Genomic DNA, 26,139 nt, shown 5'->3' on the forward strand with positions numbered 1-26,139 from the left:
AAATATGGATATGAAAAGAATGTTAGCACAAGCACAAGCAATTCAAGGAAAGTTAACAAAATTTAAAAAAGAAGAATTTACTTTTTCTGATATTGATGGTTTAGTTAAAATTATTATAACAGGTGGACGTAAACTAGTTTCAATTAATATTGAAGGATTATTAAAAGAAGCAGAAAATGATTATTCAAGTATTAATGATATGCTACAAACAGAACTAAATAAAGCATTAAAACAAATAGATGAAAAAGAAAAAAATATTGCTGGCAAGTTTTAGAAAAGTTTAGTAATTTTAGCATAGAAAGAGGTTGAAAAATGTTATTTATTACTTTTGAAGGGCCAGAAGGTGCAGGTAAAACTACAGTTTTAAAAATGATTAAAGAACAATTAAAACAAGATGGTTTTGATGTTATTATTACGAGAGAACCAGGTGGTAGCGAAATTTCTGAACAAATAAGACAAGTTATTTTAAATAAAGAAAATACATTAATGGATCCATGAACAGAAGTTTTGCTTTATATTGCAGCTAGAAGACAACATTTAATTGAAAAAATTCTGCCAAATAAAAACAGTAATAAAATCATTATTTCTGATCGTTTTTCTGACTCAACTTTAGCATATCAGGGTTATGCTAGAAATTTAGATATTGATAAAATAAATCTTATTCAAAAACTTATTTTTGAAGATTATCAACCTGATTTGACAGTTTTATTTGATATTAAATCAGAAACAGGTTTACAACGAATTTTATTAAGAAAAGGTGAAAAATTAAATAGATTAGATGAAGAAACATTAGAATTTCATCAAAAAGTATATAATGGTTATAAAAAAATTGCTATTAGTAATCCAAATCGTGTTCATACAATAAATGCTAATTTATCGGAAAAAAAAGTTTTTAATAGTGTTTATGAACTAATCATAAATTTAGTTGAAGAAAAAGGTTTTAAAGAAAAAAAAATTAAAATTAGAGGATCTAATGAAGGAAAATAATGTAATTTTATTTGAAAATGAAGAATCAGAAAATTTTTCTATTTTTGCAATGGAAAATATTCCACAGGTAATTTTATTGTATTCGAAAAATAAAATATTAAATATAAATGTTAGTAATAAGTTAATAAAAAAAATTGTTTGTAAAAATAATAATCAATTAAAAAAATGTACTGAAGAAAATATGTGTCAAAATTGTTTTAAAATTAAAACTAATAGTTATTTTGATTTTAAAAAATTTGATTTTAGTAAAAATAATATTATGAATAAAAATATTGTTTTAGAAATTATTAATGATTTTTCTAAAACTAATTTAGAAAAAGATGCTAATAAAATTTATTTAATAAATCAAATTGAATTTTCTTCAATTTCAGCCTCAAATGTTATGCTTAAAACTTTAGAAGAATTATCTAAAAATATTTATGTAATTTTTACTACCACTAATATTAATCAAATACTCCCTACTATTAAATCTCGTTGTCAATTGATAAATTGTTCAAAAGAAAATGATATATTTGTTAGTAACGATTATGATGATGAACAATTATTAATTTTAAAAATATTTTCAAATACTACTTTTTTGACAGATGAAAGCAGTAAACTTAAATTAAAAAAATATATTGAAATTATTAAACAATTTATTATTAATGATAATGATAAAAAAGTTAACAATCAACTTTTGAATAAAAAAATAATTAGTTTAAAAGAAGAAATTATTTACTTTTTTAGATTTTTTAATTTAGTAGTTTTTAATAAATTAACTTTTCTTTTATTTAAAAAGTATGATTTTAATAATTTTTTTATTGAAAGTTTAGTTAATTTATGAAAAAATAGTAATTTAAAAAACATAGCCTATATTTTAGAACAAATTTCATTTACAATTACTAAATTAAAATTTAATGTTAACTTAAATTTATTAATAAATTCTTTTCTTATTAAGGTAAGTGATAATTAAACTATGGAAAGTACAAAAAAAATAATTTTAAATCAAGATGATAAAAAAATTAAACTTATTCAAAGAAAAGATATGTTTTGTGTTTCTTTGGATACTATTTTATTAAGTAATTTTATTAAAATAAAACCCAGTACTAAAACAATAATTGATTTTGGAACTAATAATGCTGTTATTCCAATAATTTTAGCGGCAAAATTTCAAGGAAAAGTAATTGGTATTGAAATTCAAGAGCCAGCTGTTGAACTTGCTTTAGAAAATATAAAACTTAATAATTTAGAAAAAAGAATTGTCATTGTTCATGAAGACATAAAAATTTATGCTCAAAGAGAAAAAGAAAAAGTTGATTTAATTGTATGTAATCCACCTTTTTTTCCTTTATGAGATAAAAGCAAAGTAAAAGCACAACCTTTAAAAATTCCAGCAAGACATGAAGTATATATTAATTTAGAGGAGATTATTGCTAGCGCAAGTAAATTATTAAAAGACAAAGGGCGATTGGTTATGATAAATAGTGTAGAAAGAATAAACGAAACACTGCTTTTATTAAAAAAATATCAAATTACACCTAAAAAATTACAAATAGTTTATCCTAAAATTAATCAGGCTGCCAATGTTTTTTTAATTGAAGCAGGATTTTAGCGAAAGAAGGAATGATTGTTTTGCCACCATTGATTTGTCATAATGAAAATAATACTTATATTGATGAAATAGCAAAGTGATATAAATAATCTTAATATAAGTGTAAGATTAGGTGTTTAAAATGAATATTAATTGATTAAATAAACTTAATAAAAAAATAACTTACTTATTAGCTGTATCAGGTGGTCCAGATAGTATGTTTTTATTAGATAATTTAGTACGTAATGAGTTTAAAATTATTGTTTGTCATGTTAATTATCATAAACGTTGAAGTAGTAATGTTGATGAGCAAATTGTTCGAGAATATTGTACAAATAATAAAATAACTTTAGAAGTAAAAAATATTAAAGAAGAGGAATACAATAAAAAACAAAATTTTCAAAGTCAAGCACGTGTACTTAGATATGATTTTTTTAATGAAATTGCTCAAAAATATCAAGTTTATAATCTTGTTGTAGCACATCATATTTACGATTTACTTGAAACATATATTATTCAAAAACAACGCAAGGCAATAGTTTCTTATTATGGATTAAAATTTAAAACAACATATAAATCTTTATCGGTTTATCGTCCAATGTTAGAATTAAAAAAAGAAGATATTATTGACTATTTAACTTTGTATCATATTAAATATGGATTTGATGAAACAAATGAATTAATTATTTATGAAAGAAATCGAATTAGACAACAACAAATTAATAAACTTACTGATTTTGATATTAATTTAATGTTAAGTGAAATTAAAGAATTAAATAGTGAACAAGAGTTATTGAAAGATGAACTTGAAGTAATTTATAATACCATTATTAATGATGATGTGCTTGCTATTAATGAATTTAAAAAATATGAATTTAAATTACAACAAATGATTATCTATGAATTTTTAAGCCAATATGATGAAGAATTAGTTTTATCTTTAAAAAAGGCTAAAATTAAAGAAATAGTTAGAGTTTTAACTAAATCTAGTAAACCAAATATTACTATTTGTATTTCTGAAAATACTTGAGTTATTAAAGAATATAATTTTGCATATATTAGTGAAAAAAATGAACCAAAACAATTTAGTTATAAAATTTCTAAAATAAATAACTATAATTTTAAGGAAATTACTATTTCTAAAACTGAACCAACAGGTGGTGAATTTCAAGCTTTATATATTAATAAATCAGATTTTCCATTAACAATTAGAACTAATAATGGTGAAGAAGAAATTGAAACACCATTTGGTACAAAAAAAATTAATCGTTTATTTATTGATAATAAAATTCCATATCGTGAACGTCTTATATGACCAGTAATCATAAATTCAAGCGGAAAAGTAGTGGCAATTCCAAAATTATCGGTAAATAAAAACAATATTAGTGAGAAACCTAATTTGTATGTGCTAAAATATTATGGTATTATTTAAGAAAATAAATTAGAAATTAAACGTAGGTGAAAAAATAATGCAAACGCGAATTAAAATTAATTGAATGATTGTTGCACTATTCGTTGCTTTTTTAGTATTTGTTGGAATTTTATTGTGATATTTTTTAAGAGGTAATGCTTTAACTTTAGATCAATTTCAATTAGAAACATTACTTAGAGATGGTAAACTCCCTGGCAATAGTAGTAGTGACACTGTTAGTAAAATTGATGGAGTACAAGTTCAATTTTTTGATCATACTACTTATATTACAGGTTTTTTAGGAATTAATGGTAAGGTAAAACGATTTGAAGCGACAGTTTCTGGAACTGCTACAGGTGGTTTTTATCATGATGTTATTGAAAAATTATTCAGAAAAGATAAAGAGGGTAAAGGCTTTGATATTAACCCCACAATTATTAGTGAATTAGTTCCGTTTTGAAAAACATTTTTAATTAGTATGTTTCCGATATTAGTATTAGTTGGTGGTTCATTTTGATTATTTTCTAAAATGAATAAAATGGGTGCCGGTGGTGGCATGAGTCCTTTTTCAATGGGAAAAAGTCGTGCTAAGATTAGAACATCAGATACTAGATTTACTGATGTTGCTGGTATTAAAGAAGAAAAATTGGAATTAGAAGAAGTTGTTCATTTTTTAAAGTTTCCACAAAAATATGCACAAATGGGTGCAAGAGTGCCAAAAGGAGTTCTTCTTGTAGGACCGCCTGGTACTGGTAAGACTTTATTAGCAAAAGCAGTTGCTGGTGAAGCAGGTGTTCCTTTCTTTTCAATTTCTGGTTCTGAATTTGAAGAAGTTTTTGTTGGAGTTGGAGCTTCAAGAATTAGAGAAATGTTTACTACTGCTAAAAAAAGTGCTCCTTGTATTATTTTTATTGATGAAATTGATGCAGTAGGAAGAAAACGTGCCTCAGCTTCAACTACAACTAATGAACAAACTTTAAACCAATTATTAGTTGAAATGGATGGATTTGAAACTAACTTGGGAGTTATTATTATGGCTGCCACTAACCGTGCTGATGTACTTGATGAAGCGTTATTGCGTCCAGGTAGATTTGATCGTCAAATTTCTTTAAGTTGACCTGATATTAAAGAACGTGAAGCAATTTTACGATTACATGCTCGTAATAAAAATATTTCGCCAAAAGTTAATTTTCAAAGAATAGCAGAGAGAACGCCAGGATTTAGTGGTGCACAATTAGAAAATGTATTAAATGAAGCAACGTTGTTAGCTGTTCGTCATAATAAAATAGTTATTGGTTTAGTAGAAATTGATGAAGCTATTGATAGAGTTGTTGGTGGACCTGCTAAAACTTCAAGAGTAATTACTGATATGGATAAAAAAATAGTATCATATCACGAAGCTGGACATGCTCTTATTGGTTTAAAACTAGAATATGCTTCTAAAGTCCAAAAAGTTACAATAATACCACGTGGACAAGCAGGTGGATATACTATTATGACTCCTAAAGAAGATACTATGTTTTATTCAAAAGTACATTTAAGAGCAACTATTACTGGTTATTTAGGTGGTCGTGCTTCAGAAGAAATTATGTTTGGTAATGCAAATATTACTACTGGTGCTCATGATGATTTAGAAAAAGCAACAAATATTGCCAGAAAAATGATAACTGAATATGGAATGTCATCTGAATTAGGATTAGTTCAATTTGAAAGTCCACGTAATGAGTATTCACCTTTTGCAGCAAATAAGTTTTCTGATGATATTGCATCTAAAATTGATGGAGAAATTAAAAAATTATTAGATGTTTGTTATATTGAAGCAGTAGCAACAATTAAAAAACATAAAGATACATTAGAATTAATTGCTAAATCATTAATGACTTTAGAAACAATTACTGCTGAACAAATAGAATATATTGATAAATATAATAAATTACCAATTGAAGTAATAGAAATGCAAAAAGAAATGCAAAAAAATAGTAAAAATCCTTCCAAAGAGGATAATGAATCAAATGATAAAAAGGAAGATAATAATTCAGGGACTGATGATGATACAATATCAGTTGTTCCTAAGAAGAAATAATTAAATTATTATAATAAAAAACAAAACTTACTATTTTAATATTTTCAATAATGTGTAAGTTTTGTTTTATTTTCTTTTTTTATTTGGTAAATATAATATAAAAAGTAATTAAGGAGAAAAACAATGTTGGAAAAACATGAATTAGTAGAAAAAATATTATTAAGTACTGATGTAATTAATAATAAAATTATTGAACTTGCAAAATCAGTTAATAGTTATTATAAAGATAATAAAGAGCCCATTATTTTAGTAGGGATATTAAGAGGATGTTTACCTTTTTTATCACAATTTATGTTAAATCTTAAGATTGATTGTTTGGTTGATTTTATGTATGTAGAGTCATATTTAGGACAAACAAAGGCGGTAAATAAACCAAAAATAAGAATGGATGTTATTAATAATGTTAAGGGTCGTGATTTATTAATTGTTGAAGATATTATTGATTCAGGTAATTCGTTATTTAAAATTCGTGATCATTTGCAAGAACTTGGAGCAAAATCGGTAAAAATAATTACTCTATTAGATAAGAAATCTAAAAGAATTGCTAAAATTGAAGCTGATTGATATGGTTTTGAAGTTCCTGATCATTTTTTAGTGGGATATGGTCTTGATTACGATGAAAAATTGAGAAACTTACCTTATGTTGGTATTGCTGACCTTAATAAAATTGCAATTTTAGAAAAATGTAAAAAAAGTAGTTAAGTAAATAAGTTTAGAAGTTAATAATAATATTAAAATTTTTATTTTTTAATATAGTTCAAATATAATTAGCATTATTTTATTATGATAAAATTATACTATTAGCAGTTTTTAAGTTGTATAAGAATATTGGAGTTATAATGATCAATCTTTTTGTTAATGTTTTAAGAGGAATCAAGAAAAGATTATTACAATATTTAGGTATTATAATACTATTAGTTATTGTAATTTCTACTCTTTCTGCGCTTTATAGTACAGCATCAAGAGCTGAATCAGGTTTTTATACAGTATTAAACAATAGTGGTAAATATGACTATCATATTAATTTACAATTATTAAATAATTATAAAGATACTGCTACTGCAACATCAAGAATCCAAACAATTATCAAAAAACAATTTAAAGATCATCCACAAGAACGAGAAATTGATGAACAGATAGATGAAATTAAAGAAAATAATCTTAGAAATAATAGTTTTCCTACCCTTCCTTCGGGAATAGATATTAATAAAGATTTTGAAAATTATTTGTTAAACTGGGGATTAAGTTATCAAGGAATATTATTTAATGATATTTTAGAAAACGAAGTTAAAGATGATGAAATTTATAATTTGCAACATTATGAATTTGCTAAATCATTTTTTAAAACTTTTGATTATGAAAACGTTATTTCTCTTAAAAAAATTTATTATTCATTAGAAAATGGATTTTATACTTCAGAAAAAAGTGAATCTTTTGATTTTACTCCAAAAAGAAATAATATTAATGAAGTTTATATTTCCGAAGGTATTAAACCTATTAATCCATTAGAAATAGTGATCAATCCTGAATTTGCACGTATTAATAATATTAAATTAAATGATTATATAACAGTTATTGATAAAGTTGAAAAGTTAAAGGTTGTTGGTTTTGGCTATGCTTATTGGGGAATTATTGGTAGTCGTACTGCAACAAATCCTAATCCAACATCTGAAAATACAAGTCCTGTTTATATGTCAAATCAATGGTTTAATAATTTAATAAAAGATTCTACATTTAGAACTAATTTAAATAATATATTTTTATTAAAAGTTAACAATAACGATAGTTATTTTGTTAGTAAGTTAGAAGAACTTTTAATTAAAACTTTTAGTTTTAGTTTTGGTTCAATTATTAGCAGTGATAGTGAAGATATTCGTTCAGGACAAATTTTAGAGAGTTTTAAAATGGAAAATATAATGTTTACGGCAATTACTCTTGTAGTATTATTAGTTATTATTTTTATCATTATGTCATATGTTAGAAAAGAAATTGATTTACAAAAACCACAGATAGGATTATTAAAAGCTCTTGGTTATAGTAATTTTCAAATTGCTATTAGTTTTGTAATTTTAATATTTTTGATAACATTCATTTCTAGTATTATTGGTTTAGGTATTGGTCTAGGATTACAAATATGATTTAATTCGTTAAATAACATTGGGTTTTTTATGCCATTACCAATACTATTTTTTAGTTGGATAGTATTTATTGTAAGTTTAATAATTATTCCTATTATTTTTATAGTAATTAGTTATATGCAATCGGAAACAAAATTACGCGTTAGTCCATTATTATTAATTTATGATAGACCAAGTAATTCAAGTTCTAAACTAATTTCAGTTTTAAAATACCCCTTTCGTTATTGACCATTTAAACAACGTTTAGCAATTGCTTTCACTCTAAAATCGGTTGGAAAACTATTTTTAGTATTTTTTACTTTTATTTTTGTTAGTTTTTTATTACTATTTCAAAGTTCAGCTACTGATTTATTTGATAATAAAATAAACAATTTATATGGATATTACAATAAAGATGTTAAATGAAATACATCAACTTCATCAATGTATACATATACTAATGATTCTAATTTAAGTATTGATAAGCAGGTTTTTGATTGAGTTTCAGAAAAAGATATTGTGAAAGATAAAGAAACCGGTACTAATAAATATCATCAATGAGTAGCTGATGATTTTCATATTGATAATGATAGTAAAGCTAAAAAAATTGAAAGTATTATTATTAATAATAATTTTAAAGATTATTTTATGAATAGCGAAGAAATTAATATCCTTTATCAAAAAACTAAGACTAAATCTGATTGTGAAGATTTTATTAATCCAAAAAAGATACTACCTGAACCATTAATGGAAATTATTTGTCAAAATATTCATCAAATATTTAATTATATTTCAACAAATACAGGTATTAATCCAGAAATAAACCCGTTGCCTGGTATTAGTTTAGGTTTAAATATTTATAATAATAAGTATTATCCAACTATTGAAATAAATTTAAGACCTCCTAATGAATGAAAAGGACATAATCAAGGCCGCATGCTCGCAAAAAAAATTAAAGCAACAGGACTTTATAATGATCTATTTCAAGATTTAGTTTGAAAAAATTGATTTAACTTTAAAGAAGCAAAAAATCGTGATATTGATCCTATTTTTAATAATTCTCATAATTTACAAGCACAAAAAGTTACTTATACTGATAATCAAGGACAAAATATAACAACTACAGCTTATATTTTACCAGCAGTTATTTCAAAAACATTATCAATTTTAAATGATTATAAAATTGATGATCACTTTTTAATGTTAGCAAGTTGATATAATTATACAATTTCAGTAATTTATCAAGTTAAAGGAATTATTGAAAATAATTTAGACAATTCGAATGTTTATATTAATCTTGATGATTTACGAACATCTATTGGATTAATAAAACCTTCCCCGTCAGAAGATCCAAAACCAATATCAGATTCTTTTAATCATTGATTATCTAAAGAGAGCAATATTTTTCCATTAAATTATATAAATATTTTGCAACCATCTGCAGAATATACTAAAGAACAAATATTAGCAAAAAATTTAGAACCTATTAATAAAATACCTTTTATTAATGATTTAGTTAAAAGATTATTAGTTGAAATATTTGATGGAATTAGAACAATTATAAATATTACAAAAATTTTAACATTATTTGCTGTAGCTTTTGTATTGGTAATTATTGTTAATATGATTTTAGATAATAATTTATTAATTATTGCAATGATGAAATCTTTGGGTTATCGTGTAAATGAAATTAACAGATTGATTATTGGCTCCTATATTATTGCTTTATTGGTTGCTTTTATTTTAGGTACTATTATTTCTTATGTTGTGTGAAATATTATTACTTTAATTATTGCAACTAAAGCAGGCGTTGTTTTTAATGTGGCTGCTAATCTAGTTACAATTTTATCTTGTTTTGGAATGGTATTTTTAATAATGGTTATTGGCTATGCTGTTGGGTTATATTTAATTAAATACAAACCAGTAACAGCTTTATTACAAGGAAGTTAAAATATTTTTTAAGCATTTCTATATAAATAAGATAAAGTAATTGATAAAATGAGTGTGTTATTTATAAAAGCATGGAATTAAAAAGGAGAAATGATTATGAAAAAAGATAATAAGGAAATTAAAAAAGATGATAAAGACATTGGAAGTAAACAAGTAACTAAAAATAAGTTAGAATCTAGTTTTACAAAGAAGTCAGTATCTAAAACCGAAGGTACAATACCACCAGTAACTCATAAATCTCATGATAAACCAGAATCAAAGGAAGAAATAGAAGCTAATAAAACTAAATTACAAGCTTTTAAAGATAATCAAAAAGCAATTAAAAAATTAACAAAAACTCATTCAAAAGAAATTTTAGCAGGTAAAATTATATCAATGACTAATAATACTCCTGATACTCAAACTAATGTTATTGAATTATTTGATGTTAAAAAATCTTACTTAACTGGAGACTTAGAATATGAAGTATTAAAAGGAGTTAATTTAAAAATTAAATTAGGTGATTTTGTTGTTATCTTAGGACCATCGGGAAGTGGTAAGACAACATTATTAAATATTATTTCGGGATTGGATAAACCTAATACTGGTGATGTTTTTGTGGCCGGATACAATTTATCTTTATTAAAAGATAGTCATTTAACTAAATTTAGACGAGATAATGTTGGTTTTATTTTTCAACAATACAATTTATTAACTAACTTAACTGCTCGTGAAAATGCTGAAGTTGGTGAAAATCTTGCTAAAAATAAAAATAAAAATATGAGTATTGATGATATTTTTCAAGTTATTGAAATGGATGAACATATGAATAAGTTTCCAAGTCAATTATCAGGTGGACAACAACAAAGAGTATCGATTGGTAGAGCACTAGCAAAAAATCCGACAATTTTATTTTGTGATGAGCCAACAGGAGCACTTGATGAGGAAATGGGGCGTAAGGTGTTAGAAATTTTATTGGATGTTAATCGAGAATATAAAACATCAATTATTATGGTTACTCATAATCCTAACTTCCAATATGTTGCAAATACTGTTATTAACGTTAAAAATGGTAAAATTATTAGTGTAAAGAATAATGAAAAACCAATGAAACCAAGTGAAATAAATTGAAGTTAATATTATTAATTAAATAAACTAATAAATTGTTAATAGAAAAAATATCATAACAAAGGAGTAAAAATATGATATTTTTTGAAACCTCTAGATTAAAAATTAGACAGTGAAAAGATAGTGATTTAGATGAACTTGTTTTATTAAATTCTGATAAAGATGTCATGAAATATTTTTCTAGTACATTATCAAAAGATGATACAGAAAAATATTTTTTGAAAATTAAAAATAATTTAAATAATAATGGATTTGGTTTTTATGCTGTTGAATTTAAAAAAGACAATAAATTTATTGGTTTTATTGGCTTTAGCGAAGTTGATTTTATTGTTGATTTTAGACCATGTATTGAAATTGGTTGGCGTTTTAAAAAAAGTGTTTGAGGTCAAGGAATAGCAATAGAAACAGCTAAAGGATGTTTAAAATATGCAAAAAACAATTTAAAATTAACTGAAATTTATAGTTTTACTAGTATATTAAATATTAAATCAGAAAATGTAATGAAACGAATAGGTATGAAAAAAATAAAAGAATTTTATCATCCAAAAATAAATAAAAGTGATATTTTAACAAAACATGTTTTATACAAAATTAATATTTAGAAAGTAAAAAATGTTTAATAAATTATCTCTAATTTTTATAGATATCTATTAGTAGAAATATTTAAATTAAACTTTAATCCTTATTATAAATATAAGGGTTTTATTATAAAATTTAAAATTAATTGTTGACAGTAGAATTTGGTATTGAAAATTGATATCATTATGTATAAACCTAAACAATCTTATTTAATTTAATTTTTTTATTTTAAATACTTATTTTAAATACAAAGGATGAAAACAATGAAAGAAACTAAACTTGAAATTAATGGACGTATTTTGACAGAGCAAGAAGCATTAAGATATCAAAAAATACAAGATTTATATAAGCAAAATTATGATATTTATGGGCGTAATTGAGAAAGAAATTATAATTGTGAAACTTTAAATAGCGAATTTAGAAATAAAAATAAAGAAGAGTTAGCAAAATTTGTTGCTAATTTACCTAATGATCAAATTAAAATGGCAGGTAGATTAATGACAAAAAGAGAAATGGGAAAGGGCTCAATCTTTGCTCATTTGCAAGATCAAACAGGTAAATTTCAAATTTATTTAAAACCAGAATATGTTAATCAAAAAAAATTTGAATGATTTGCAGAATATGCAGATTTAGGCGATTTTTTTGGTATTAAAGGTAAGATTATGAAAACCAATAAAGGAGAACTAACAGTTCAAGTCTATGATATTGTAATGTTATCAAAAGCACTTAGACCTTTACCAGATAAATTTCATGGTTTAACAGATATTGAAGAACGTTATCGACGAAGATATGTAGATTTAATTATGAATCAAGAAACTAAAAAAACATTTTTACAACGTACACAAATTATTAATGAATTAAGAAGTTTTTTAAATAATAAAGGTTATTTAGAAGTTGAAACACCTATTTTACAAGAAGTATATGGTGGTGCTGCCGCTAAACCTTTTATTACTCATCATAATACATTAAAAACCGATTTATATTTACGAATTGCTACTGAATTACATTTAAAAAGATTAATAGTTGGTGGTTTTGAAAAAGTTTATGAAATTGGTAGATTATTCCGTAATGAAGGTATGAGTAAAAAACATAATCCAGAATTTACAACTATTGAAATTTATGTTGCCTATCAAGATATGAAATATATGATGGATTTAACAGAGTCTTGTATAAAACATTTAATTAATATAGTGCATAATAAATTAACATTAGAATATGATGAAAATATATTAAATTTTGAAAAATCATGAAAAAAAATTAGTATGATTGATTCAATTAAAAAAGCTATGATCAAAGATGAAGAGTTTACTAAAATTTTCCAAGAAATTAGTGATATGATTTTAAAATATCATAATATTGAAGATGATAATATTAGAAATATTGAAAAAAATAAAACATTTAAACTTATATTAAAACTTGCAAAAAATTATAAACTTCATATTCCAGATCATTATAATAGTACTGGTCATATTATTAATTTATTTTTTGAATCTTTTGTTGAAGAAATTTTAATTCAACCTACTTTTATTTTTGATTATCCAATTGAAATTTCACCACTTGCTAAATTAAATAAAAATAGTAAAGAGTTTACTGATCGTTTTGAATTATTTATTGCTGGTAGAGAATATGCAAATGCTTATTCGGAACTAAATGATTCTTTGCAACAATATAATCGTTTTGAAGAGCAAGTAAAAGAAAAAAATAGTGGTAATGATGAAGCAGCAACTATGGATTTAGACTTTGTTGAAGCATTGGAGTATGGTATGCCACCAACAGGTGGATTGGGCATTGGTATTGATCGGTTGGTTATGTTAATAACTGGTCAAAATAGTATTAAAGATGTATTATTATTTCCACATATGAAACCCAGAACTGAAAAATAATTTTTGTGATAAATTTTTATTATATAAACATATAATAGTAATTTATCTTTTTTTTAAAAAAAGATAAATTAATTAGTTATAATTTATAATCAAGATAGTTCTTTAGAATAAGGAGCGTTTTATTGTTATTAACACAAAAGATTGAAAAATATAAGTTTTCAAACCCATTGTTTTATTTAAAAACAATTGATTTTTTATTTTATAAATAAAATTTAGGAGAATAAGATTTATGCCCTGATTTAATGAATTAATAAAAAAATTTAGAAATTATCCTTTAACTGATGAAAATTTAGACGAAGTTGTTGAAACTTTTAAGAATTTTTTTAAAGAATACAATGAAAAAGATAATTTTTTTTCTAATTCAGAAGATACTGATTTTGAAAACCCAAGTACATCAGCACCATTAACTCAATTAAAAGAAAATAAAAAAACTGATTTAGATAAATTAATTAAAGAATTAAGAAATGATTTAAAATATAATTTCTTTTCTTATTTTTGAGAAAAAAAAGAAAATTTAAAATTAATTAGACAATTAGATTATTTTTTAATAAAACTTGATAGTAAAATTAAAGAACAAAATGAAAAATTATTATCCTTGGAGAAAAATAAAACATTAATTGAACAAAATAAAATTAATAAAGTTAGCCAAAATACTACTGAGTTTACTGAAATCACAGATTATTTTAATCTTTTTAATTTTTTAAGTGAAACAATAAGTAATGATATTATTTTTTTAAAAACAATAAATTTAAACATTTTTGAAAATAAAAAAGAGTTTTTAAAAAAAACACGAGAATTAAAAATAAAAATTAATAAAGAAATTCGTAGGCTATATCAAAAAAATGAGGAATTAGAAAATAAAAAAGAGAAAATTTTTGAAAACCTTTTTAAAGAAGAAGTTATGACTCAATTAATTTTATCTTTTTGAGCATTTAGAATGAAAAGTGGAGATGAATATAAATTAATTTTAAATGAAGATAAAGATTTAAAAAGTAAATTTGATAAAAATTTTGTATTTTTCTTTGAATTAATAGATGACATATTTAACCGATATATTAAAAAAATTATTAAAAATGAAGAAAGAATATACAATGATATATTTGAAAAATATAATGATCGAGAAAAAGAATTAATAAGTGAACAAGAAGAAATTATTAAAACTAAAGATAAAGTGAAAGAAAGTATAGAATTATTTAAAAATGAATTAGAAGAAAAAAAAGAACAAATTAGAATACATGAGAAAGAGATAGCTGAAAATCGAAAACAAATTGAAAATTTAGAAAAACGAAAGAAAAATATAAAAATTAAAAAAATTACTTACTTGCAAGATTTAGAAGAAAATAAAAATAATATTGAAAATCAAATATTTATTCCAAATATTTCAGATGATAAAAAAGGAAAAAAACAATATTTAAAAGAAATAGATGTAGTGATTAAAAAAAAGAATAGTGATATTAAGAAAAAGAATGATTATATTGCGGAGTTACAATATAATATTACAAGACATGATACCGAGTTAAGTATTAATGATAAAAAAATAAAAAAAATTGAGGATAAAATTAATAAAATTGAGGATTTTTTTAAGCAAAATAAACATACGATGATGTTTGAACTTAAAAAAATAAAAGAAAAATGAATTAAAAATATTAGTAAAGATCAAAAAATATTTATTAATTTCTTAAAAGAAGTTAATAAATTAGAAAATATGGAATTTATTAAGATTATTGAAAATTATTGAGAACAAAATGCTGATAGTATTAAAAAATTTAATGAAAATTTTAACATTCAAAATAATTTAGAAAACATAAGAGAAGAAAATGAAATAATAGAAAATGAATTTAAAAATGATTTCACAACTTTAGAAATTAATTTTAAATTAAAAGAAAATGAAATAATAGAAAATGCAATTAGAGAAAAAAAGGAAAAAATTCAGGAGTATTTAAGAACAATTAATCAATCAAAATTAGTAAGTATTGAAATCCAAACCGAAATAAATGAAGAAAATGAGAAGCCTAGTTGACAAGATCAAAAAATTGAGGAACAAAATAAAACCATTGAAAAACTAGAATTTCAAATAAATGATTTAGAAAAAAAAATAATTTCAATAAAGGAATTACATGAAGATGAAGTAAAAGATTTATCTACAACATCGGAAAATATTAGAGATTTTTTTGTAATGGAAATTAAAAAAACTACTGAAAATTGTGATAATTTAAAAAATAGTTTAAATAAAAAAAATTCAAAAAAAGAAGAACAAAAAATTAAAAATAAATTAAATGAAGAAGAAATAAAATTAACATCTTTAAATGAAGTATGAAAATTAATAAGTACTGAAATTCCAGAGTTACAGCAACCTTTATCAGAAGAATCAAAAAATGCAAGCAAACAAAAATGAGAGAATATGGGCTTAATAGAATCTCAATTACCTTTGGAAACAAAAGCAGAAATATTAAATACAATTTAAACTAATAAGATTAAATTTATTATTGTATCAAGTTTAATTTATAGAAAGAGAAAAAAAGTACATTAGAAAAAAAAGAGTATTTATTAATAAGAAAAATGAAAAAATAATACAAGTCATTATGAATAATAACTTAGAAAAAGTTAAATTATTAGTTAGGAATGGTGTTAGTATAAATTATGTAATTAAAGATGGTTTCACTATTTTGATGTTAGCTATCAAAGATAATGATTTAGAGATAGTTAAGTATTTAATAGATAATAATGAAATCTTTATCAAGTAAATGAATATGGACATAATGCTTTAATATTAGTCGTTTGAAATAATCATTTGGAAGTCTTTAATTTTTTTTAATGCAAAAACTAACGATATTTTAGATGAAGAAATTTTAGAACAAAATGAAGATAAATTATCAACATATGAAAGTATATTAAAAGAAAATAAAGACAAATTACCAACATATGAAGAAGCAATAAAATTTCAACAAAAAATTAATAAATCTGATTTTTTAAAGATGAAATAGATTGGCAAAAGCAATTATCAATGATAAAAATTTAATTCCTTTTATGATAATAATAATTTTTATTAAAATATTAAAATAAACATTAATATTTTAATTTTAAAAAAGAGGCTTTTTAATAATCTGTGTTTCTTTGTTTGAGGCTTTTTAGTAATCTGTGTTTCTTTGTTTTGCAAAGTACTAGTTCAGATTAATTCTGTCTTCAAATTTTATCATAAAATGAGCAATTGCTGTATTTCAATTTTGAATGGGCATTGTTCATTTTTTTGTTATATTTTCAATTGCTAAGTAAAATATTTTGAAAACTGCCATATCATTTGGAAAAACTTTTTTATTTCTGATGACTTTTCGTAATTGACTATTAACAGATTCAATAGAATTTGTAGTATAAATCACTCTTTTGATTTCTGGAGGATAACTAATAAAAATCATTAAATTATCTCAATTTTTATATCAAGATTTAGCAATTTGAGGATAGTGTTTATTTCATTTACTTTCAAATGATTCTAAAGCCTGCATTGCTTGTTCTTCACTACATGCATTATAAATTGGCTTTAAATCTGTAACTAGTGATTTTCGATGTTTGTATGAAACATATTTTAAACTATTTCTGATTTGATGAACTATACATAATTGATGTTCAGTTTTAGGATAAACTGATTGTATTGCTTCTGACATGCCTGTTAAGTTGTCACTACAAGCAATAAGAATATCATTTAAGCCACGATTTTTCATTTCTGTGAAATTTGCTAATCAAAATTTAGCGCCTTCATTTTCACTAATTCATAAACCTAAAACATCTTTTTTACCTTCTAAATCAACACCTAAAGCTATATAAACTGATTTGTTAATAATGCGTTTATCTTGTCGTACTTTAACTACTATACAATCAAAATAAACAATGGGATAAATGCCTTCTAATGGTCTATTTTGTCATGCTTTGACATCATCAATCACATCATCAGTAATTTGACTAATAACACTTTCACTAATATCAGCACCATGATATAACTCTTGTAACTGCATTCTAATATCTGATAATGTCATACCTTTTTTGCATATAAGGAAAGAACTTGTTGATCAAAACCATCAAATCTTCTCTGTCTTTTTGGCACTATTACAGGAGTAAAATTACTATTACGATCTCGTGGTACATCAATCTCAATTTTACCTTGTTGAGTTATTAATTTTTTTGAACTTATACCATTACGAGCATTGTCACTATTACTATGTTGATTTTTTTCATATCCTAAATAATTTTGCATCTCAGAATTCAACATTTTTTCAACTAAACATTTTGTTAATTCTTTATATAAACCTCCTTCTTTAAAAACTGTTGTTAAATCTTCAGTATTTTCTAATAATAAATCTACTGCTTTTGATATTGGATCATTATTATTAAAGTTATCTTTTTTAGCCATCTGTAACTCACTCTTTCTAGTCATTTAATTATATTTACTAGAATTAATTAAACATAGTTATTTTTGTAAGTTACACAGATTACTAAACATTACCTTAAAAAATGTATTTTTACCTATATGAATTTCCTTTTGCTTTTTATAAAAAAATAAGTTACAATTCTTAGTGAATATTTAATTATTATTTAGTTTAAGGAGAATAACAATCAAATGCATAAATTAATCACTTTATTTTCAACACTTAGTTTACTTTCTTCTTCTGTGAGTACTATTGTGGCTTGTGGTACTGGAGATGGTTTAAAAATTCAAGCAAATTTTGAAAACGAGCCATCAAACAAAGAAGGTGATCCGTTAGTTGATTATGTTTATAATAAATACTATCAATATGATACTAAACTTTTATACAAACCACTTACTGCATTTATGCAACTAGCAGCAGACAAAATTAGAATTGATCGTAATGCATTAGAAGTTACAGATGCTGCTAGGGATTTTTATAATAGTGACCAATATAAATCAGGTAATTATGAGAGTATTAATTATAATGTTAATAATGATCCAGATAAAGTAATGAATGAACCATTTAGTTGTAAAGATGCAAATGGAAGTCTTTTAGTTTTTGGTTTAACTGATAATGATATATCTAAACAGCAATATTATGGTTATTGATATGTTACATATGAAACAGCAACAGAAGCAGAAAACCCTTCAAAAGTTGCTAAAACTAGTATTGTTTCACCAAAAATTACTGACTTTAAAGATGATAAAAATAAAACTATTATTAAAAAAGGTTGAATTCATTTATTCTTTATAATGGAAGATTCAAAAATGAACAAGACTTTTAAAATTGATTTTAATATTCAAATTGATGTAATTTTTAGTTTATGAGTTGATAAAAATAAAAAAGAAATAGTTGTTATTAATCCAAATACTATTGATAAAGCTTTGGGTGATGTTGATTTTCGTAACCCAGATAAAGTGGTTCATGAAAGAATAAATAACATGGCTTTTTCAGAATTATAATGATAAATATTAAAATTGTTTGTATTGGCAAGTTGTCACAAACATATTGAAAATCAGCCGCCAAAGATTATTTAGAACGAATTAAAAAGCGAACTAATATTGAAACAAAAATATTATCGAATCTAAATTAAATTCAATTCCTAATAATATTAAAATTGAAACCAATAAAATCACCGAATACATATCAAAGAATAATGATTATCAATGATTTTTATTAGATTTATCAGGACAATTAATAAGTAGTGAACAATTATCACAGATGATTAATAAAAATCAAATTTATCAACAAGGTAAAATTGGTTTTATTATTGGCGGTAGTAATGGTGTAGCACAAATATTAAAAGACAATATTAATTTAATTAAAATTTCCTTTGGTAAAATAACATTACCTCATCAATTATGTTATGTTATTTTATTAGAACAAATATATCGTTCATTACAAATACTTAATAATCAAAGTTATCATAAGTAGTAGGTGAAAAAAATGTATAATAAAATTTTATTTGTTGATTTCTCATGATTAGAATTTTTTCAACAAGAATATAAAGAAGCATATTTTACTAAATTATTAGAAGATATTAAAAAGGAATATCAAACTTATCTTTGCTATCCTCAATGAGAAGAAATATTTCAAGCTTTTAAAATAACTCCTTTATCAAAGGTTAAAGTAATAATATTAGGTCAAGATCCTTATCATCAGCCAAATCAAGCTCATGGCTTAGCATTTAGTGTTCAAACAAATACTCCATTACCACCAAGTTTAAAAAACATTTTTCAAGAACTAAAAAATGATTTAAATATTGAAAAAGATAATGATGGTAATTTAACAACTTGAGCTAAACAGGGAGTTTTGCTTTTAAATACAACTTTAACTGTCAGACAAAGTCAACCTAATAGTCATTTACAATATCAATGAGTAACTTTTACTGATCATGTTTTATCATTTTTAAATTTAAACTGTACTAATCTTGTTTTTATTTTATGAGGTAAAAATGCAAGAAATAAAAAAATGCTAATTGATACAGAAAAACATTTTATTATTGAGAGTGCACATCCTTCACCTTTAAGTGCTTATAATGGTTTTTTTAATTCAAGACCATTTAGCAAAACTAATAATTGATTGATTTCAAAAAATAAAACTCCCATTAAGTGATAAAAATAAAAAAATACTAATTTTATTATATGTATTTAAACAAACAATGTTATGATATATTTGTTAAAATTAATATAGTTTTAAAGAATATTTCGGGAATGGTGGTTATTTAAATGCCCAATAATTTAATATTTAATCACATATTTTCTCAACGATATGATTTAAATACCTTAAATTTATTTAGTAGATCTACAGCTATTTATTTAATTATTACTTTAAGTAGCATAATGTTAGCATATATTTTAATGAATAGTTTTTGAAAATGATTTCGTAAAGATAAATATAAAGGTGTTCGTTTTACTACTAAAAATATTGCTTATATAACAATGTTATCTTCAGTATCAGTTGTGGCAACTATTATTGTTTCTATTACGATACCCATTACAGTATTACCACCAATTAGAATTGCTTTTGAGGGTTTAATGATTAAAATAACCGGTTATATGTTTGGTCCAATTATAGGTATTATTTGTGCTGCAGTAACAGATATTTTAGTAATGTTATTTGTTCCTTCATATATTAGCGTTTATTATATGTTTTGTATTATTTTTACTGGTTTTTTGGCAGGAATTGCTGGAATATTTAAAGTAAAACTAAAAGATTATCCATGAGTTATTTTTGCTTTAATTAATTTTTTTATTATTTTCTTTGCTGGTGGCGGCATGTATATTGTTATTTTAGGTAAGCAATCATCATATTCTATGTCAGGAATTATTGTTAATAAATATGTTCTGGCTAGTATTATGGGTGGTGGTGGCATTATTGGCCTATTAAGTATTTATAGTGTTTTATTTTATTATTTATTGAAAAAAGAAATTTATAGAATTAAAGAAATTTTACCAATTATTTTATTAGCGGTAGTAGCTGAGTATGTAACAACAGTGCTTATAGCCTCCTATGCTGATATGACTTTATTTGATCCTAATGCCAAGGATTATGGAGTAACAGCAATTATGAGAATTGTGCAAGCACCTCTTAAAATTATAATTAATTCAATTATAATTTATGTGACTTGAAGAACAGTTAATCCTTTAATTAATATTGATAATAATAATTATTAAATAAAGGGTTTTAAAAATATGAATGAAGAATTTTTTAAAAAAATATCTAAATATTCAAATAAAGATTGTTTAAAAAAATTAAAAATTATTAGTCCAAAATATTTAAACAATAATATTAAGTATATTCATGTAACTGGAACAAATGGTAAAGGTTCAGTATCACGTTTAATTTTTGCTATATTATCACAAACCTTAAAACAAAAAATTGGTTTGTTTACTTCTCCCCATATTGAGTATGTTAATGAACGAATTATTGTTAATGATAGAATGATTAGTAATCAAGATTTAGTTCGCATTAGAGACTTGATTTTTGATGATATTGAATATTATCAATTAGGTTTTTTTGGTATTTTAACTTTAATTGCATTAATTTATTTTCAAGAACAAAATGTGCAATGAGCAATAATTGAAGTTGGGATTGGTGGAAAAATTGATCCTACAAATATCATTGATGCAACATATGCTATTATCACTTCAATTGGTAAAGATCATCAAGATAGACTTGGTAAAACTACATCTGAAATATTACATCAAAAATTAGGAATAGTAAAACCAACGACAAAAAATATTTTTATTTCAGGTAATTTAAATAATAAATTAAAAAAGCAAATTGATATGGAAGGTTATAAACCTATATATTCTCCAAGATTAATCAACCAACCATACTATCAAGAAAATAAAAAATTAGTTTTAACAGTAATTTTAAAAACATTTTTAGAAATTAATATTAAACAAGCTTTAAAAATCATTAATGATACTAATATTAGATTACGATTTGAGAAATATCAAATTAATGATAAAACTATTTATTTTGATGCTGCTCATAATATTGATGGTATTAAAGCATTAATTAAAACGCTAAAAATTAATAAAATTATTCCTCAACAAATTATATTTTCTTGTTTAAAAAATAAATATCCACAAAAATTAATTAGTTTTTTAAAAAAAGTCTCAGATAATATTATTATTTGTAGTAATAGTAATTTAAATAGTATTACTGGTGAATTTTTTGATTATCAAAAAATGATTGAATGTAGTCCTCATAAAATAATTTTAATTACGGGTTCTTGTTATTTTTTGGCAGATGTTTATAATTATTTAAGAACAAAGAAAATAATTATGATAAAAAATGGTGGTAATTAAATGAATGTGTTGTTATTGAATATAATTAGTGGACTGTTAATTTTAATTACTTTTTTATTGATCACAGTTTTTGATTATAAAGATAATAAAAAAAAGATAAAGCAAATAAAATTTATTTGCTTAAGTGGAATAATGTTAGCATTAGCTGTTTCTTTAAATACAACAGGTGCTTTAATGTTAAAAAGTTTACCATTTTCTAAATATTTTGAAATTAAATTGGGTAATTTTATATTAGTTTTAATAGGTTTCTTTTGTGGTGGAATATTAGGGTTTCTTAGTGGTATTGCCAGTGATTTTTTAGGTTTATTATTTAGTACTAGTGGTGCATCACCATGTTTATTTTTTACTTTTACTAGTATTTTATGATGTATATTACCTTACTATTTAGTATTAAATTTTAGTAAAATTTATTATAGTAAAAAGACATTTTATTGATATTTGCCAATTGCTTATGCTATTACTTCATTAATTATTACTGGTACTGATCCTATTGCATTAAAAATCTTATTTCCTGGATTACCACCTTTATGATTAATGTATTTTCCATTAAGAGTTATAAAATATCCTATTGATTTAACGGTTAATGTTTTTTTAATTATTACTTGTTATTCTGCATTAAAGAAAACTTTAAATTTAGAAAATCAATTTAAAAAATATTATTTCGCTACAGATCCGCAATCTTTACAATATAATAGAGTACCTGAAGAATAAATCAAAAAATAATTGCTGAATTATACTTGTAAGTGCAAGTAAATAAAATTGCAAAAAATTCTCATATAAAAATTTCATAATGCTAAATTTAGTTTAGAAAAAAGTAAGGAGTTTTTATATGAGTTATAAACATCTTGGCATAGATGAAAGGATTTATATTGAGAATTAATTGAAATTTAAATTTAAAATTAGTGAAATAGCTAAAAATCTTAATCGAAGTATTAGTACTATTATTCGAGAAATTAATAGAAATAAAGATAATAATCATTATTTTTCATTAATTGCACAAAATAAAGCTGAAAATCGAAAATAATCACATATTAGTTTTCATAAGTTTAAAAATAAGAATTTAGTAAAATATGTACAACAAAAATTACTATTAGGTTGATCACCTGAACAAATTTATGGCAGAATTAAAAATTTTCATAAAGAGTGAGTTATTAGTTTTAAAACAATTTATACTTGAATTTATTTTGGAATGCTTGATAAAGTTACTAGTAAAAATTTAAGAAGAAAAGGTAAAAAACGAAAATCTAAAGAAAATTGTGGCAAGTTTAATGGTAAATCAATTAAAGAACGAGATATAAATGTTAATGATCGTATAACACTTGGTCATTGAGAAGGAGATACTATAGTATCATCAAGAGGCAAAAGCAAATCATGTTTAATAACTTTAGTTGAAAGAGTATCACGATTTACTTTAGCAATATTAGTTAAAAACAGAACTACTAAAGTTATTAATGCTAAATTGTAAAGGTAAGTGCAAACAGATTGATATTCTTTACAGTATAATAGAGTATATGAAAACTAAACTTTATTAAGAAGGGTTAATTAAATGATTAAAATTTATGATAGTTTTTCACAAAGATTGCAGCTGCTTGCCCCTAATAAAAAGCAAGTTAATATGTATTTATGTGGTCCTACTGTTTATAACTATATTCATGTTGGCAATATTCGTGGTGTGCTTGTTTTTGATGTTTTACATCGTTTGTTAATTCATCAAAATTATAAAATAAATTATGTTCATAATATTACTGATATTGATGATAAAATTATTAAGAAAGCTGTGGATTTAAAAATAACAGAACAACAAGTTACTGAAAAATATACGTTAGCATATTATGAAGACTTAGAAAAATTAAATATTATTTTTCCTACAAAATTACCAAAAGTAAGTGAATATATTTCAAAGATTATTGAATTTATTAATAAATTAATTATTAAAGATTATGCATATGTTACGGCTGGTGATGTTTATTTTAAAGTTAATAAGTTAAAAGATTATGGAAGTTTGGCACATAAAAATATTGAAGATTTAATTCCAAATTTTAGAATTAAAAATTTAGTTACTAAAGAAAATAATCTAGATTTTGCTTTGTGAAAATCAACAACAATAGGTATTAGTTGAAATAGTCCGTGAGGAAAAGGAAGACCTGGTTGACATACTGAGTGTGCTTGTTTTGTTGAGGATTTATTTAATGGTCAAACTATTGATTTACATGGTGGTGGTGTTGATTTAAAATTTCCTCATCATGAAAATGAACGAGCTCAATTTGTTGCAGCTAATAATAAAAAAATGTCAAATATTTGATGACATAATGGTCATGTTAATATTGCTAATGAAAAAATGTCAAAATCTTTAAATAATTTTATTTTGGTTAAAGAATTTTGTCAGCAACATCACCCGAATGTATTGCGATATTTAATATTAAATCGTGATCATCAACAACCAATTGATTTCAATAAGGAAACAATTGAAAATGGATTAGTGTCAACAAAAAAATATGAAAATGTTTTAAAACAATGAACATATCAAATATTTATTAACAATATAATATGTAATAATAATCATCATTCAATTTATTATCAACAAATTATTAAAAATTTATCAAATAATATTGATACAACTAATACTATTACTTTAATTGAAAATATGATTAAAAAATTAAATGAAGCACTTATTAAAAAAAATTTTAATGAAGAATTTCAAGAAATTTTTTATACTTTTACCTTTGCTTTAAAAATATTAGGATTTGATTTTAAAGTTGGTAATTATTCTGAAAAGATTAAAAATAAAATTAAAATATGAGAACAACTAAAAAAGGAAAAACAATACCAAGAAGCTGATAAAATTCGTCAAGAATTAAAAGATTTGAATATTATTTAAAGGAGCAAAATTATGGCATTACAATATATTTATGGTTATCACCCTATTATTGCTGCATTATCAACATCATCATTAATAAAAATTAAAAAAGTTTTTTTAGTTCAAGATAAGTACCAAGAATTGAAAAAAGATTTAAAAAGTGTAAATATTCCTTATGAAATTATTAGTTTACAAGCAATGAATAATCTATTAGGTACTACTAAACATCAAAATATTGCTGCTAATGTTAAAGACTATCAATATTTTTCTTTTGATGAATTAATTAATATTGGTTCAACATCTAGATTTTTAAGAATTTTAATTTTAGATCGTATTTCTGATCCACATAATTTTGGTTCAATGTTAAGAATTGCAGCGGGTAATGACTTTGATGGTGTAATTGTTTTAAATCGTAATCAATCTGAAATAAACGGTGCAGTTGCAAAGGCTGCAGCCGGTGCTCTAAGTATTATTCCAATTTGTCAAGTTAATAACTTAACTTCCGCAATTAATAATTTACAAGAAAAATATAAATTTTGAATTTTGGCTGCTGCTAAAACAGCAAAAGCAATTGATTATTTTACTATTGATTGTAGTAGCAACTTAGCATTAATTATTGGTAATGAAGGTGAAGGGATAAGTCCAAAGTTATTAAAACATACAGATTATATTGTTCAAATACCAATAAGTCCAAAAATAGAATCATTTAATGCTAGCGTTGCTTGTGGTATTATTGCAAACTATATTTACGTTGAAACGTTAAAATTATTGTAAATTTTAAGAACCTATATTTTTTGATAATATTTAAATTTATGA

Annotated in this window: 23 protein-coding genes and 1 pseudogene; 23 read left to right on the forward strand and 1 reads right to left on the reverse strand. The window is 23.2% G+C overall.

The window, feature by feature from the left end:
- Nucleotides 1–10: 10 nt before the first annotated feature.
- The 13 genes from AACK95_RS00050 (at nucleotide 11) to AACK95_RS00110 (ending at nucleotide 16,431) form a co-directional block, all read left to right on the forward strand.
- Nucleotides 11–274, forward strand: coding sequence for a YbaB/EbfC family nucleoid-associated protein (locus AACK95_RS00050; protein WP_174481350.1), 264 nt, complete (start codon nucleotides 11–13; stop codon nucleotides 272–274).
- A 38-nt stretch (nucleotides 275–312) separates the two neighbouring features.
- Entirely contained in the window at nucleotides 313–987 is a 675-nt protein-coding gene (gene tmk / locus AACK95_RS00055) for a dTMP kinase (protein WP_338980231.1), read from the forward strand.
- On the forward strand, nucleotides 974–1,939 hold the full coding sequence (locus AACK95_RS00060; protein ID WP_338980233.1) for a hypothetical protein: 966 nt from the start codon (nucleotides 974–976) through the stop codon (nucleotides 1,937–1,939). The genes tmk and AACK95_RS00060 overlap by 14 nt, the downstream gene beginning before the upstream one ends.
- A 3-nt stretch (nucleotides 1,940–1,942) precedes the next feature.
- On the forward strand, nucleotides 1,943–2,578 hold the full coding sequence (locus AACK95_RS00065) for a tRNA1(Val) (adenine(37)-N6)-methyltransferase (protein WP_338980235.1): 636 nt from the start codon (nucleotides 1,943–1,945) through the stop codon (nucleotides 2,576–2,578).
- A 121-nt stretch (nucleotides 2,579–2,699) separates the two neighbouring features.
- Nucleotides 2,700–3,989 (forward strand): tRNA lysidine(34) synthetase TilS, encoded by a 1,290-nt coding sequence (gene tilS / locus AACK95_RS00070; RefSeq protein WP_252319076.1) that lies wholly within the window; start codon nucleotides 2,700–2,702, stop codon nucleotides 3,987–3,989.
- A gap of 37 nt (nucleotides 3,990–4,026) precedes the next feature.
- Complete coding sequence (ftsH, locus tag AACK95_RS00075; protein ID WP_338980237.1) at nucleotides 4,027–6,051, forward strand: ATP-dependent zinc metalloprotease FtsH; 2,025 nt, start codon at nucleotides 4,027–4,029, stop codon at nucleotides 6,049–6,051.
- A gap of 123 nt (nucleotides 6,052–6,174) precedes the next feature.
- The gene (hpt, locus tag AACK95_RS00080) at nucleotides 6,175–6,753 is read left to right on the forward strand and encodes a hypoxanthine phosphoribosyltransferase (RefSeq protein WP_338958485.1); all 579 of its coding nucleotides are present in this window, start codon (nucleotides 6,175–6,177) and stop codon (nucleotides 6,751–6,753) included.
- A 137-nt stretch (nucleotides 6,754–6,890) separates the two neighbouring features.
- Nucleotides 6,891–10,118, forward strand: coding sequence for an ABC transporter permease (locus AACK95_RS00085; protein ID WP_338980239.1), 3,228 nt, complete (start codon nucleotides 6,891–6,893; stop codon nucleotides 10,116–10,118).
- A 96-nt stretch (nucleotides 10,119–10,214) separates the two neighbouring features.
- The gene (locus tag AACK95_RS00090) at nucleotides 10,215–11,234 is read left to right on the forward strand and encodes an ABC transporter ATP-binding protein (protein ID WP_338980241.1); all 1,020 of its coding nucleotides are present in this window, start codon (nucleotides 10,215–10,217) and stop codon (nucleotides 11,232–11,234) included.
- A gap of 65 nt (nucleotides 11,235–11,299) precedes the next feature.
- Complete coding sequence (locus AACK95_RS00095) at nucleotides 11,300–11,827, forward strand: GNAT family N-acetyltransferase (protein WP_338980243.1); 528 nt, start codon at nucleotides 11,300–11,302, stop codon at nucleotides 11,825–11,827.
- Nucleotides 11,828–12,067: 240 nt separating this feature from the next.
- Nucleotides 12,068–13,687, forward strand: coding sequence for a lysine--tRNA ligase (locus AACK95_RS00100; RefSeq protein ID WP_338980244.1), 1,620 nt, complete (start codon nucleotides 12,068–12,070; stop codon nucleotides 13,685–13,687).
- A gap of 229 nt (nucleotides 13,688–13,916) precedes the next feature.
- Nucleotides 13,917–16,151, forward strand: a complete 2,235-nt coding sequence (locus tag AACK95_RS00105) for a hypothetical protein (protein ID WP_338980245.1) — start codon at nucleotides 13,917–13,919, stop codon at nucleotides 16,149–16,151.
- A gap of 118 nt (nucleotides 16,152–16,269) precedes the next feature.
- Nucleotides 16,270–16,431, forward strand: coding sequence for an ankyrin repeat domain-containing protein (locus AACK95_RS00110; RefSeq protein WP_174481339.1), 162 nt, complete (start codon nucleotides 16,270–16,272; stop codon nucleotides 16,429–16,431).
- 417 nt (nucleotides 16,432–16,848) lie between these two features.
- Here AACK95_RS00110 and AACK95_RS00115 read toward each other — a convergent pair.
- Nucleotides 16,849–18,089, reverse strand: a pseudogene (locus AACK95_RS00115) (IS256 family transposase).
- A gap of 207 nt (nucleotides 18,090–18,296) precedes the next feature.
- Between AACK95_RS00115 and AACK95_RS00120 the strand changes: the two are divergent.
- The 10 genes from AACK95_RS00120 to rlmB all read left to right on the forward strand — a co-directional run bounded on the left by AACK95_RS00120 (nucleotide 18,297) and on the right by rlmB (nucleotide 26,097).
- Nucleotides 18,297–19,109, forward strand: a complete 813-nt coding sequence (locus AACK95_RS00120) for a hypothetical protein (protein ID WP_338980246.1) — start codon at nucleotides 18,297–18,299, stop codon at nucleotides 19,107–19,109.
- 148 nt (nucleotides 19,110–19,257) lie between these two features.
- Nucleotides 19,258–19,581 carry a 23S rRNA (pseudouridine(1915)-N(3))-methyltransferase RlmH gene (locus AACK95_RS00125; protein WP_338980930.1) on the forward strand — a complete coding sequence of 108 codons (324 nt, stop codon included), beginning with the start codon at nucleotides 19,258–19,260 and terminating at the stop codon, nucleotides 19,579–19,581.
- Between the two features lie 12 nt (nucleotides 19,582–19,593).
- Complete coding sequence (locus AACK95_RS00130; RefSeq protein ID WP_338980247.1) at nucleotides 19,594–20,265, forward strand: uracil-DNA glycosylase; 672 nt, start codon at nucleotides 19,594–19,596, stop codon at nucleotides 20,263–20,265.
- A gap of 224 nt (nucleotides 20,266–20,489) precedes the next feature.
- The gene (locus AACK95_RS00135; RefSeq protein WP_338980248.1) at nucleotides 20,490–21,323 is read left to right on the forward strand and encodes a hypothetical protein; all 834 of its coding nucleotides are present in this window, start codon (nucleotides 20,490–20,492) and stop codon (nucleotides 21,321–21,323) included.
- Nucleotides 21,324–21,341: 18 nt separating this feature from the next.
- Nucleotides 21,342–22,466, forward strand: coding sequence for a bifunctional folylpolyglutamate synthase/dihydrofolate synthase (locus AACK95_RS00140; RefSeq protein WP_338980250.1), 1,125 nt, complete (start codon nucleotides 21,342–21,344; stop codon nucleotides 22,464–22,466).
- Nucleotides 22,467–23,177 (forward strand): hypothetical protein, encoded by a 711-nt coding sequence (locus AACK95_RS00145; protein WP_338980251.1) that lies wholly within the window; start codon nucleotides 22,467–22,469, stop codon nucleotides 23,175–23,177.
- Nucleotides 23,178–23,346: 169 nt separating this feature from the next.
- Nucleotides 23,347–23,490, forward strand: coding sequence for a hypothetical protein (locus AACK95_RS00150; RefSeq protein WP_338980076.1), 144 nt, complete (start codon nucleotides 23,347–23,349; stop codon nucleotides 23,488–23,490).
- A 165-nt stretch (nucleotides 23,491–23,655) separates the two neighbouring features.
- Nucleotides 23,656–23,931 (forward strand): hypothetical protein, encoded by a 276-nt coding sequence (locus AACK95_RS00155; protein WP_338980253.1) that lies wholly within the window; start codon nucleotides 23,656–23,658, stop codon nucleotides 23,929–23,931.
- Between the two features lie 81 nt (nucleotides 23,932–24,012).
- The gene (gene cysS, locus AACK95_RS00160; RefSeq protein ID WP_338980255.1) at nucleotides 24,013–25,344 is read left to right on the forward strand and encodes a cysteine--tRNA ligase; all 1,332 of its coding nucleotides are present in this window, start codon (nucleotides 24,013–24,015) and stop codon (nucleotides 25,342–25,344) included.
- A 12-nt stretch (nucleotides 25,345–25,356) separates the two neighbouring features.
- Nucleotides 25,357–26,097, forward strand: coding sequence for a 23S rRNA (guanosine(2251)-2'-O)-methyltransferase RlmB (gene rlmB, locus AACK95_RS00165; RefSeq protein WP_338980257.1), 741 nt, complete (start codon nucleotides 25,357–25,359; stop codon nucleotides 26,095–26,097).
- Nucleotides 26,098–26,139: the final 42 nt, after the last annotated feature.

Source organism: Spiroplasma endosymbiont of Lasioglossum malachurum (genome assembly GCF_964020065.1).
Taxonomy (GTDB): domain Bacteria; phylum Bacillota_I; class Bacilli_A; order Mycoplasmatales; family VBWQ01; genus Spiroplasma_E.